We start from the raw sequence: 12,378 nt of genomic DNA, 5'->3' as shown, positions 1-12,378 counted from the left end.
GCCCTCCCCGGCCCTGGGCCCTGGGCCTTCGCCTCCTGGGGCCTACAGCCACTGACCCGTCCGTCCGATCCACCCGTCAGGCCCTCAGCCGCAACCCCCTCGGCGTCGCCCGGAACCCGGCGTTCTCCAGCGCCAGGGCCAGCGGGTTGTCGCGGCTGAGCACGTCTTCGCCGTCGGCCTTCTCGACCGTCAGCTTGCCCAGCGCCCCCTCGCGCACGGCCAGCGCGAGGGCATCGGCCGCCGCACCCAGCAGTTCTTCCTCGTCGGTCCAGGAGAGCAGCGTGCGCCCGCCTCTCTCGACGTAGAGCGTGAGCGCCCCGTCGACCAGGATGACGATCGCCCCCGCCTTGCGCCCCGGCCGGTGCCCGGCGTTGTCGGCCGGCCGCTCGGGCCACGGCAGCGCCGCGCCGTAGGGGTTGGCCGGGTCGGCGGCCGCGAGAACGACCGTACGCAGCCCACCCTCGGACGCGAACGTCTCCCCGGCCGGCCTCGCCGACGCCCGGAGCCGGTCGACCGCCCCGGTGCCCGCGAACTGGGAGGCCCCCAGCCCCTCGACGAAGTAGCCGCGCCGCACCCGGCCCGCGTCTTCGAAGCCGGCCAGCACCCGGTAGGCCGCCGCGAAACCACCGACCACCCGTTCGGCCATCACCGCGCCCCGGGTGACGACGCCGTGCCGCTCGAGCAGCACCTCGGCCTGGGCATGGGCCCGGGCGGTCGGGTCGGGTTCGCGCTCGGGAAGCAACGACCAGCGCCCGGCCGCCAGCGGCGGCCCGGTGCGGCTCGGCATCGACGGACGCCCGGCACCCGCCCCGGCCCGCCCCGCCCGCAGTCCGCCGTACCGCCCGTAGCGGGCCCGCGGCGTGGTCAGGCGGGTCTTGTGGGCCGTGCGGCCACCGGACAGCCGCGCCCGCAGTGCCGCCAGCGTGTCGTTGCTGATGCGCCCCGCCCACACCAGGTCCCACAGGGCCTGCGTGAGCTTCTGGTCGTCGGTGCTGGCCACCGCGTCGCTCAGCGCCCGGAAGAAGTACGCCCCACCGCCGGCCAGGGCGTCGAGCACCGCCAGATGCAGCTCCTCGGGCTCGAACTCGGCCTCCTCGGGCGCCAGGGTGAGCGGTGCCAGGTCGGCCGGGTGCAGCGAGACCCAGCCATCGTCACCGGGCAGGCTGCCGTGCCCCGCCCAGACCACCTCACCGGCGGATGTCAGCTCGTCGAGCATGGCCGGGGCGTAACCGGGCACCCGCCCCGGGATCACCAGGGTCTCCAGCGCGCTCGCCGGGATCCAGGCCCCGGCCAGCTGCTCGACGGTGCGCAGCACCCCGTCCACCCCGCGCGTACGACCGCCGACGCCCTGCCAGCCGGGCAGGAACCGGGCCAGGTCGAGCGCGGGAACCGGTTCCACCTCGGCCCGCAGCGCCGCCAGCGAGCGCCGCCTCAGCGTGCGCAGCACCTCGGCGTCGCAGTAGTCCATGCCCTGCCCGCCGCCGCTCTCCAGCGGGCGCAGCTCACCCTGCACCAGGCGCCCGGAGTCGGTGAGCCGCCGCAGCCCGTCGATCACCACGACCGCGCCCAGCCCCAGGCGGGTCGCCAGGTCCGCCGCCGTGAACGGGCCGTGCGACCGGGCGTACCGGGACAGCAGGTCGCCCAGCGGATCGGGCACCGGCTCGGTGAACACCTCGGCCACACCGACCGGCAGTGCGGTGCCGAGTGCGTCGCGCAGACGGCCGGCGTCTTCCACCGCCGCCCAGCGCTCCTCGCCGGCGACGCGCACCCGGATCAGCCGCCGAGCACCCTCGAGCTCGCTCAGCCAGTGCGCCACCTCGGCCGGGTCCACCGTGGGAACAGCCGGGGAGTAGCCCTTTTCGACCACCGACGCTTCCGGCGCCAGCTCGACACCCGGGTCGATGCTCCCGCCATCCGCACGCGGACTCTCACCGTCGTCGCCCGCCGCCGCGTGCCGCTCGGCCTCGGTCTCGTCGGACCCCCAGTCTTCGGCCCCGGCCCGAGGCCCCGGCAACTCTGCACCGGATTCACCGGATTCACCGGATTCACCGGATTCACCGGATTCACCGGATTCACCGGACGAAGCCGCCTCGACCAGCGCCCAGGCCTCGGCGTCGATCGTGCGTTCCACCACCTCCGCGGTCGACAGCGGCCCGATCATGCGCACCAGGTCGGCCACCTGCTCCAGCGTGCGGGCCCGCCGGTTCGGCGCCAGCCGCTGCAGCTCCTCCTCGGTGCGCCGCAGTGCCGACGGGTCGAGCAGGTCACGCAGCGAGGCCCCCTCGCCCCGCCCCAGCAGTTCGGCCAGCAGCGCCGGGTCGAGCGCGAGCGCGGCCGCCCGCCGTTCGGCCAGCGGTGAGTCACCCTCGTAGAGGAACTGCGCCACGTAACCGAACAGCAGACTCCGGGCGAACGGCGACGGCTGCTGCGTGGTCACCTCGAGCACCTTCACCGACCGCGAGCGCACGTCGCGCATCAGCGTCTCCAGCCCGGGCACGTCGAACACGTCTTGCAGGCACTCGCGCAGCGTCTCCAGCACGATCGGGAACGTGCCGTAGCGCGAAGCCACCTCGAGCAGCTGCGCCGCCCGCTGGCGCTGCTGCCACAGCGGCTGCCGTTTGCCCGGCTGACGGCGCGGCAGCAGCAGTGCCCGTGCCGCGCACTCGCGGAACCGCGACGCGAACAGCGCCGAGCCCCCGAGCTCGGCGGTGACCATCTCCTCGACGTCTTCCGGGTCGAGCACGATCAGGTCGGTGACGTCGGGCGCCGAGCCGTCGTCGGTCTCGATGTCGGGCAGCCTCAGCACGATGCCGTCGTCGCCCGGCGCGGCCTGCACATCGACCCCGAAACGCTCGCGGAACCGCGCGGCCAGCGCGAGCGCCCAGGGGGAGTGCACCTGACCGCCGAACGGCGAGTGCACCACCACCCGCCAGTCACCGATCTCGTCGCGGAAACGCTCGACCACGATGGTCTTGTCGTCGGGGAGGTGGCCCGTGGCCTGCTTCTGCTCGTCGAGGTAGGCCAGCAGGTTGTCGGTGGCCCAGTCGTCGAGCCCGGACGTGAGCACCCGCTCGCGCGCGGCCTCGGGCTTCATCCGGCCCACCGACCGCACGAAGGCGCCCACGGCCCGGCCCAGCTCGGCCGGCCGGCCCTGCTGGTCGCCCTTCCAGAACGGCAGCCGCCCGGGCTGGCCGGGAGCGGGCGTGACGAGAACCCGGTCGTGCGTGATGTCTTCGATGCGCCAGGCCGAGGAGCCGAGGGTGAAGACGTCGCCCACCCGTGACTCGTAGACCATCTCCTCGTCGAGCTCACCCACCCGGCGCCCGGCTCCCTTGCGCGCCTCGTCACCACCGGCCAGGAACACCCCGAACAGCCCCCGGTCGGGAATGGTGCCGCCGCTGGTGACCGCGAGGCGCTGCGCACCCGGCCGGGCGGTGAGCACGTCGCCGTGCCGGTCCCAGACGAGACGCGGCCTCAGCTCGGCGAACTCGTCGCTCGGGTACCGCCCGGCCAGCATGTCGAGCACCGACTCCAGCACACCCCGGGTGAGTGACGCGAACGGCGCGCACCGCCGCACCAGCTCTTCGAGTTCGGCGACCGGCCACTCGTCCATCGCGACCATCGCCACGATCTGCTGGGCCAACACGTCGAGCGGGCTGGCGGGCACCGAGAGCTGCTCGATCGAGCCCTCACGCATGCGCTCCACCACGACGGCCGTCTGTACCAGGTCTCCGCGGTACTTCGGGAACAGCGCCCCCTGCGACACCGCGCCCACCTGGTGACCGGCGCGGCCCACCCGCTGCAGACCGCTGGCCACGCTGGGCGGCGACTCGACCTGTACCACCAGGTCGACCGCGCCCATGTCGATGCCCAGCTCCAGGCTGGAGGTGGCGACCACGGCGGGAAGGCGCCCGGCCTTGAGCTCACCCTCGATGATGGCCCGCTGCTCCTTGCTGACCGACCCGTGGTGCGCCCGGGCCAGCACCGGCGCGGCCCCGGCGGAGGCACCGGACTGCGCCATGATCTCGGCCGGCTGCACGGAGCCGTGATCGGGCAGCTCCTCGAGCGCGAGCCGTTCGGCCCAGATCTCGTTGAGCCGTGCCGTGAGCCGCTCGGCCAGCCGCCGCGAGTTCGCGAACACCAGCGTGGAGCGGTGCTCGGCGATCAGGTCGACGATGCGCTCCTCGACGTGCGGCCAGATCGACGGGCGCCGGGCCGCGCCGGCCGCGGCGCCGGTGAGGTCGCCGTCCGGTTCGGGCGTCGCCCCCGGCATCCCGTTGTCGAGCTCGGCCATGTCGGGCACCGGCACGATCACCCGCAGGTCCCACTGCTTGGTGGACGCGGGCTGCACCACCTCGACCGGGTTGCGCCCGCCGAGCCACCGGGCGATCTCCTCGATCGGGCGCACCGTGGCGCTGAGCCCGACCCGCTGGGCGGGCCGGTCGAGCAACGCGTCGAGCCGCTCCAGTGAAAGGGCCAGGTGAGCACCCCGTTTCGACCCGGCGACGGCGTGCACCTCGTCGATGATGACGGTCTCGACGCCGGCGAGCACCTCGCGCGCCTGCGAGGTGAGCATGAGGAACAGCGACTCGGGCGTGGTGATCAGCACGTCGGGCGGGGTGCGGGAGATGGACCGGCGCTCGTCGGCCGGGGTGTCGCCCGAGCGCAGCGCCACCTTGACCTCGGGCAGCGGCAGGCCGAGCCGCCCGGCGGCCTGGCGGATGCCGGCCAGCGGTGAGCGCAGGTTGCGCTCCACGTCGACCGCGAGCGCCTTCAGCGGCGAGATGTAGAGCACCCGGCAGCGGCGCTTGGGGTCTTCGGGCGGAGGTGTGGAGGTCAGCCGGTCGAGCGCCCAGAGGAAGGCCGACAGCGTCTTGCCCGAGCCGGTGGGGGCGACGACCAGGGCGTGGCGCCCGGCGCTCACCGCGTTCCAGGCTCCGGCCTGGGCTGCCGTGGGCGCCGCGAAGGCCCCGGTGAACCACGCCCGCGTGGCCGGGGAGAACCTCTCGAGCACCTGATCCGTCACAACCGAAATCCTCACACGGACCACCGACAATTTCGGTTCGAGCCGCCGTCCGCCCAGGTCAGACCGCTCGCCCGGATCACGGCGCGCAGGGCCGGAACCACAATCCGCGAGCGCGCGCGGCCGGACGGGTGGCATGCTCGTGCGGTGCGCAGCAGTGAGTTCTGGGAACTGGTGGACGAGGAGTTCGGGCGGGCGGGTGGCCGCGTCCTGGTGCGTGACCACGTTCTGCTGGGGCTGGGCAACCGCACCGCGGAGCAGGCCATGGAGGCCGGGGAACCGTTCCGCGAGGTGTGGTTCGCCCTGTGTGAATCGATGGATGTGCCCCCGGAACGACGATGGGGCAAGGACGAGAAGGAGCAGCGCCGGGCATGACAGGCATGGCAGGGGAGGGGCCCACGACCGGTTCACGGACGACCGGGACGGGAACGACCCGGCCACCGGACGAGCAGGACGACCTCAGGATCGTGCAGGACGCCGACCGAGGTGCGAACGAGAACAGCCAGGACTTCGACGACGTGCTCCGGCACGCGGGTCTCCCGGCCGGCACCGGCCGCCACGACGTGGTGCCCGGGCCCGACAAGGCCCCACCCGCGTCGGTGACCGACACCGAGACCGCGCCCCGACGCGTCCAAAAGCCCGAAACCAAGCCAGAACCGAAGCCGGGACCCGAACCCGAGCCGGAACCGGAACCCGACATCCTGATCAGCGCCCGCGGCCTGACCAAGCACTTCGGCGACTTCGTCGCCGTCGACGGCATCGACCTCGACGTGCGCCGCGGGGAGGCCTTCGGTTTCCTGGGCCCGAACGGTGCCGGCAAGTCCTCGACGATGCGCATGATCGGCTGCGTCTCCCCGCTCACCGACGGCAGTCTGAGCCTGTTCGGACTCGACCCGGCCACCGACGGCCCGGCCATCCGCGGCCGGCTCGGCGTGGTGCCACAGAAAGACCTGCTCGACGAGGAACTCACCGTCCGCGAGAACCTGCTGGTCTACGGCCGCTACTTCGGCCTGTCCCGCTCCGAGGTCGCCCACCGCGCCGACGAGCTGCTGCGGTTCGCCCAGCTCAGCGACCGCGCCGACAGCCCGGTGGAACCGCTCTCGGGCGGGATGAAACGGCGCCTGACGATCGCCCGCGCCCTCATCAACGCCCCCGGCATCCTGCTGCTCGACGAGCCCACCACGGGCCTCGACCCGCAGGCCCGGCACGTGCTCTGGGACCGGCTCTACCGGCTCAAGCAGCAGGGCGTCACCCTGGTGCTGACCACGCACTACATGGACGAGGCGGAGCAGCTCTGCGACCGCCTGGTGGTGATGGACCACGGCAAGATCGTGGCCGAGGGCTCGCCCCGGCAGCTGATCGAGCGCTATTCGAGCCGTGAGGTGGTCGAGCTGCGCTACCCCGACCTCGAGCTCGAACCGCACCGCGACCGGCTGGACCTCGGTGACCTGGCCGAACGCGTCGAGGTGCTGCCCGACCGCCTGCTGATCTACACGCAGGACGGTGACACGGTCTCGCGCGTGGTCGAGGAGTCCGACGACCGCCCGATGTCCGTCCTGGTGCGCCGCAGCTCGCTGGAAGACGTCTTCCTGCGCCTGACCGGCCGCACCCTGGTCGACTGAGAGGACGACGATGAGCACACCCACCGTCGAGCTCGGTGACCCCGCCCGTTCCCTGGCCGCTTTCGAGTACTGGCTGCGCGCCTACCGCCGCACCTGGCGTTCCAGCGCGGTCACCGCGTTCGTCATGCCGGTGCTGTTCCTGGGCGCCTTCGGCCTCGGGCTGGGGAGCCTGGTCGACGCCGAGGGCCAGGGCATCGGGGGAGTGCCCTACCTGGAGTTCGTGGCGCCCGGCATCCTCGCCGCCTCCGCGATGCAGAGCGCGTTCTCGGAGTCGACCTGGCCGATCCTGTCCAGCAAGAAGATGAACGGCCACTACTTCGCCCAGGCCGGCTCACCCCTGACCGTCCCCGACATCGTCTCCGGCCAGCTCCTGTTCATCCTGTTCCGGCTGAGTCTCGGGGCCGTCGCCTTCACCGTGGTCGGAGCCCTGTTCGGTGCCTTCGCATCGCCCTGGGTCGCGCTCGCCGTGCCGATCGCGGTGCTCACCGGCCTGGCCCACGTGACGCCGCTGCTCGCCTTCTCGATCACTCGGGACTCGGACGCGGCCTTTCCCATGCTCATCCGCTTCGTGATGGTGCCGCTCTACCTCTTCGCGGGCACGTTCTTCCCGGTGAGCCAGCTCCCCGCGGTGGTCGAGTTCCTGGCCTGGCTCACCCCGCTGTGGCACGGCACGCAGTTGTGCCGGGACATCGCGACGGGGGACGCGCCGGTGCTGGCTCCCCTGGGGCACGTCGCCTACCTGGTCGCCTGGGTGGTAGGCGGGTACGTGCTCGCCGTGCGCAGTTACCGCAAGGTGCTGCACGCGTGAGCGTGACCTATCGGGTCGCCGCCGCGCTGGGGGAGTTCCGCGGGGCCGGGGCCGTGGTCGCCCGCAACGGACGCGCGGCGCGGCACGGGTACGCGGTGGTGCTGTCCGGCATCTTCGAGCCGGTGTTCTACCTGCTGTCGATCGGCGTCGGGATCGGCGCGGTGGTGGGCGGGGTGACCTACGGCGGCTCCCGGGTGAGCTACGCGGAGTTCGTCGCCCCGGCGCTGCTGGCGGCCTCGGCCATGAACGGCGCGGTGGCGGACTCGACGTTCAACGTGTTCTGGAAGCTCAAGTACGCCCGCGTCTACGACGGCATGCTGGCCACGCCACTGCGGCCTCGCGCGGTGGCCGCGGGCGAGATCGCCTGGGCTCTGCTGCGCGGGGCGGGCTACGCCACGGCGTTCCTGCTGGTGCTGCTCGTGGCGGGCTATGTGAGGTCGTGGTGGGCGGTGCTGGCGGTGCCGGCCGCCACGCTGATCGGGCTGGCCTTCGCCGGAGCCGGTATGGCGGCGACGACGTTCATGCGGTCGTGGCAGGACTTCGACCTGGTGAATCTCGTGGTGTTCCCGCTGCTCCTGCTGTCCACCACGTTCTACCCGCTCTCCACCTACCCGGCGGCGTTCGGCGTGCTCGTTCAGCTCACCCCGCTGTATCACGGGGTCGAGCTGGAGCGTGCCCTGGTACTGGGCACGGCGGACGCCTCACTGATCGTGCACGTGCTCTACCTGCTGGCGCTGGGCGCGGCCGGTCTGCTGCTGGCCGGCCGTCGGCTGGAGCGGTTGCTGCTGTCCTGACCGGCCCGAGGGGGCGCTGCCGCGGCTCTGGCTCAGGGCTCAGTCGCGCTGGCGGGGCAGAGCAATGGACGCGGTGGTCGCCGCGGAGGTGCGGTCGGCCTGGTCTCCGGTCAGGTTGCCGAGCCCCATGCGCTCGGCCAGACGGCGCGGGCTGATGCCGGTGGAGTTCGCGGCGTCCGGGTCGGCGCCGTGGGCCATGAGCGCCTCGGCGGCGGCCCGCTGGCCGTGCGCGGTGAAGACGGCGCGCCACAGCGGGGTGTTGCCCCAGCGGTCGGTGGCGGTGGTCTGCGCACCGGCGGCGATCAGCACGGCGACCACCTCGGGGTGCTGCTCCTGGGCGGCGAAGTGCAGCGGCGTGAAGCGCACCGCGTCGGGCTGGCCCGGGTCGGCGCCCTCGGCCAGGAGACGTGCGACCTCGGCGACGTCACCGTCGGCGGCGGCGTAGTGGAGCGCGGTACGCCCGAACTCGTCAGTTTCGCGGAGAGCATCGATCATGTCCGGCATTGTGCCTCTAAGTAACGCTGACCGCCACCCCATAAGAGCGTGTGTCACGGTGTGTTCCAGATTTTGTCATCAAGGCCCTGGCCAGTGATGATGCAGTGTCAACAGTGAACTACGGGGCGAGAGTGACATGACTTTGGGAGCTTTCGTGGCTCCTGTCTGTGATCACGCAACGTGTTGGGCTGCAGTTGCAGAGAGTTAAAAATCTAGGTTCACGAAATCGTGGACAGCGAATGCAATGTGGGCGTTTTCGCTGATTTGCGCCCCTGGCGTGACGGTTCGGATCCCCGGCGTGTCCGGCTCCCGTCCGAACACGTGTTCGGATAGAGTCCTCGCGTTCCGGTGGTCGTGGTCAACGGCGATCGTGTTTTCCACCGGCGCATCGAGTGCCCTGTTTTCCACAGGGCGAAGAGACTCGGCCAAGACTGTCGGTGGTCACGTCTAGCGTTTCCATCGACGAAGAACCCGGCGCCCGCGATCCCGCGATGCCGGCCGACTGTGAGGTGAACACACATGCCCGCTCCCGCGGACCGTGAAAAGGCTCTCGACGCCGCTCTTGCCCAGATCGACCGGCAGTTCGGCAAGGGTTCCGTCATGCGTCTCGGCGACGACACCCGTCCGCCGATCGAGATCATCCCGACGGGCTCCATCGCGCTCGACATCGCGCTCGGCATCGGCGGTCTTCCGCGTGGCCGTGTCGTCGAGATCTACGGCCCGGAGTCCTCCGGTAAGACGACCGTCGCCCTGCACGCCGTGGCCAGCGCCCAGCGAGCCGGCGGTATCGCCGCCTTCATCGACGCCGAGCACGCGCTCGACCCGGAGTACGCGAAGAAGCTCGGTGTCGACACCGACGCCCTGCTGGTGTCGCAGCCCGACACCGGTGAGCAGGCGCTGGAGATCGCCGACATGCTGGTGCGTTCCGGTGCGCTCGACATCATCGTCATCGACTCCGTGGCGGCCCTGGTGCCGAAGGCGGAAATCGAGGGCGAGATGGGCGACAGCCACGTTGGTCTGCAGGCCCGCCTGATGTCGCAGGCGCTGCGAAAGATCACCGGTGCGCTGAACAACTCGGGCACCACCGCGATCTTCATCAACCAGCTGCGCGAGAAGATCGGTGTGATGTTCGGGTCTCCCGAAACCACCACCGGTGGTAAGGCCCTCAAGTTCTACGCCTCGGTCCGGCTCGACGTGCGCCGCATCGAGACCCTGAAAGACGGCACCGACGCGGTCGGTAACCGCACCCGGGTCAAGGTCGTCAAGAACAAGATGAGCCCGCCGTTCAAGCAGGCCGAGTTCGACATCATCTACGGCCAGGGCATCTCCCGTGAGGGCGGCCTGATCGACATGGGTGTCGAGCACTCGTTCATCCGCAAGTCCGGCGCCTGGTACACCTACGAGGGCGACCAGCTCGGCCAGGGCAAGGAGAATGCGCGCGGCTTCCTGCGCGACAATCCCGACCTGGCCAACGAGCTCGAGAAGAAGATCAAGGAAAAGCTTGGTGTGGGCGCGAAGGCTGACGCTCCCGCCGAGGTCGCGGTCGCTTTCTGATCCCTCGTGACGTCCCGCTGCGGGTTCCGGCCGACCTCCTCCGGTACCGGTCGGTGTTCGTAGCGGGCCTCACACGGCCTTGTGGTGGGGCCTGAAAGGTGACGAAGGCATGACCGAAGACCAGCGACGGCCCCGGGGGGTCCCGGAGGGGGGCACCCCGGGGCTGGCGTCTGTCCACGATCTTTTTTCCGGACGGGGCAGCGGTGCAGCCGGTGCATCCGACGACAGTCGCCCGGCGCGAAAACGCAAGGTAGGCAAGAGCAGTCCCGGTGACGCTGCGTCAGACGCGGGCGCTGTCGTGAGCCTCGACGGCACCCGGCTGAACCAGCACGATCTGCGCGACATGATCGCCCAGAAAGAAGCCGAGTGGCGGGCCGGTCAGGGCGCTGCCGAAGACAGCGACGATGGCGGCAACCGTCACGGTGCCAGTGGCCGTCGCGGGGCCGAGAGTCGCGGGGCCGAGAGCCGCAGGGCCGAGAGCCGTCGCGCGACCGGTAGCGGTGCCGACGTTCTCCCGGACACCGATCCGGGTGCCGGGAACGGCGAGGTCCAGCCGCAGTGGTCGACTCCCGGCTGGGGGCCGGCCACCGCGAAATCCCGCGTGGGCCGAACCGCCCGTGAAGAGGTCGCGTCCCCCGGTGAGAGCACGCCCGGCGCCCGTAAGCCCCGAGGGCTGAACCGGCAACGTCGTGAGGCGGGGGATTCGCCGTGGGGGAGGTCGGGCAATTCGCTGCGCCGGCGTCCGAGGTCGGAGCGACGTGATGCCGACGACGCGGAGAACCCCGGGCTCGAGACCTCTGAGGGTGACGACGAGAGCGGTAGGGCTGGTCGCGAGGCCGGCCGGGAGCGGCCCCGTCCGCCCGCCGATCCCGAGCAGGAAGCCCGCGACATCCTGCTGAGGCAGCTGCATGCCGGTGCCCGCACCCGCTCGCAGCTGGCGAAAGTGCTGGCGCAGAAGGAGATTCCCGACGACGTGGCGTCCGCCGTGCTCGACCGGTTCGAAGAGGTCGACCTGGTCGACGACGCGGCGTTCTCCCAGCAGTACGTCGAGACCCGGCACTCGGGCAAGGGCCTGGCCAAGCGTGCCCTGGCCTACGAGCTGCGGCAGAAGGGCGTGGCCGACGAGACGGTCCGTGAGGCCGTCGACCAGCTCAGCTCCGACGACGAACTCGCCACCGCCCGCGACCTGGTGCGCAAGAAGGCCCGCAGCATGATGAAAGACGACCCGGAACGCCGCCTCCGCCGCCTCGCCGGGATGCTCGCCCGCAAGGGCTACAGCTCCGGCATCGCCTACCAGGCCATCCGGGAAGAACTCGCCGACCTCGACGCCGAGGCCCTGGACCACCCCGACCTCGACTGACGCCTGCCCAGACCTGGCGCCTGCCCGGACCTGGCGCCTGCCCGGACCTGGCGCCTGCCCGGACCTGGCGCCTGTCTCGACCTGCCGCCCGCCTAGACCTGCCGCCGACCTCGACTGACGCCCGCCTCGACCGAAACGGCACCGCCGGGTCGGCCGGTTCCGAGGTGAACCCGGCCCGAACCAAGGGCCGGGTTCAGGCGGCGCCGGGCCACGCGTCCGTCATCGGCGCGCCCCTACGGTGCGAAATTGCCGTTCCCCTGCAGGGTCACGTCGTGCGGCTCACCCGGCGCCGGGGTGCCCGTGCCGAACACCGCCTCGTGTGCCCTCCCGGTGAAGGGCGTCTCGGCCGGGTCGGCCGACGGGTCGGCCGCCGCCCCCGAGGTCGCGCTCGTGATCCGGGTGCGCCCGTCGAACGTGTGGAAGAACTCGTGCAGCCGCGCCACCTGGGCGTTCGACAGCGCGCCGTCGTGCGGCTCGATCTTCGGCTGGTTGTCGAGCATGCCCCGGTCGAACGTCAGGGAGAGCTGGTCGGAGGCGTCGGAGGTCAGGGCGGAGGCCGGGACGAACGAGACGTTCTCCCCGTCCGTGACCGAAAGCCATTCCGCATCATGGCCGGCGTCGTTGAAGTACACGCCGCTCACGTCACCGAGGCGCTCGCCCCGCACGTCGTGAAGGGTACGGCCCACCAGGTCACGGGCCTCTTCGGGCTTCAGATCCACGTC

At 71.6% G+C, this 12,378-nt stretch carries 9 protein-coding genes; 6 read left to right on the top strand and 3 right to left on the bottom strand.

Features of this window, described 5'->3' with window-relative positions; all coding sequences use genetic code 11:
• Positions 1-76: 76 nt before the first annotated feature.
• The gene (locus J2S57_RS02000) at positions 77-5,026 is read right to left on the bottom strand and encodes an Lhr family helicase (protein ID WP_307237600.1); all 4,950 of its coding nucleotides are present in this window, start codon (positions 5,024-5,026) and stop codon (positions 77-79) included.
• Between the two features lie 144 nt (positions 5,027-5,170).
• Here J2S57_RS02000 and J2S57_RS01995 point away from each other — a divergent pair, with 144 nt between their 5' ends.
• The 4 genes from J2S57_RS01995 to J2S57_RS01980 all read left to right on the top strand — a co-directional run bounded on the left by J2S57_RS01995 (position 5,171) and on the right by J2S57_RS01980 (position 8,247).
• Complete coding sequence (locus J2S57_RS01995; RefSeq protein WP_307237597.1) at positions 5,171-5,398, top strand: DUF3046 domain-containing protein; 228 nt, start codon at positions 5,171-5,173, stop codon at positions 5,396-5,398.
• 323 nt (positions 5,399-5,721) lie between these two features.
• Positions 5,722-6,645, top strand: coding sequence for an ABC transporter ATP-binding protein (locus J2S57_RS01990; RefSeq protein ID WP_370882547.1), 924 nt, complete (start codon positions 5,722-5,724; stop codon positions 6,643-6,645).
• Positions 6,646-6,655: 10 nt separating this feature from the next.
• Complete coding sequence (locus J2S57_RS01985) at positions 6,656-7,453, top strand: ABC transporter permease (RefSeq protein WP_307237591.1); 798 nt, start codon at positions 6,656-6,658, stop codon at positions 7,451-7,453.
• Positions 7,450-8,247, top strand: a complete 798-nt coding sequence (locus J2S57_RS01980; RefSeq protein ID WP_307237589.1) for an ABC transporter permease — start codon at positions 7,450-7,452, stop codon at positions 8,245-8,247. The genes J2S57_RS01985 and J2S57_RS01980 overlap by 4 nt, the downstream gene beginning before the upstream one ends.
• 39 nt (positions 8,248-8,286) lie before the next feature.
• Here J2S57_RS01980 and J2S57_RS01975 read toward each other — a convergent pair whose 3' ends face one another.
• Positions 8,287-8,742: an ankyrin repeat domain-containing protein gene (locus tag J2S57_RS01975; protein ID WP_307237585.1), complete on the bottom strand. Its 456-nt coding sequence runs from the start codon at positions 8,740-8,742 to the stop codon at positions 8,287-8,289.
• Positions 8,743-9,261: 519 nt separating this feature from the next.
• Here J2S57_RS01975 and recA point away from each other — a divergent pair.
• Entirely contained in the window at positions 9,262-10,296 is a 1,035-nt protein-coding gene (gene recA / locus J2S57_RS01970; RefSeq protein WP_307237582.1) for a recombinase RecA, read from the top strand.
• Between the two features lie 298 nt (positions 10,297-10,594).
• Positions 10,595-11,656, top strand: coding sequence for a RecX family transcriptional regulator (locus J2S57_RS01965; RefSeq protein ID WP_307237579.1), 1,062 nt, complete (start codon positions 10,595-10,597; stop codon positions 11,654-11,656).
• A 233-nt stretch (positions 11,657-11,889) separates the two neighbouring features.
• On the opposite strand, the gene J2S57_RS01960 is transcribed toward J2S57_RS01965, so the two are convergent.
• Positions 11,890-12,375, bottom strand: a complete 486-nt coding sequence (locus tag J2S57_RS01960) for a PRC-barrel domain-containing protein (RefSeq protein WP_307237576.1) — start codon at positions 12,373-12,375, stop codon at positions 11,890-11,892.
• Between the last annotated feature and the right edge of the window lie 3 nt (positions 12,376-12,378).

It is taken from the genome of Kineosporia succinea, assembly GCF_030811555.1.
Taxonomy (GTDB): Bacteria; Actinomycetota; Actinomycetes; order Actinomycetales; family Kineosporiaceae; genus Kineosporia; species Kineosporia succinea.
Note: the sequence above shows the minus strand (reverse complement) of the source record. Positions and strands in the feature narration are given on the sequence as shown.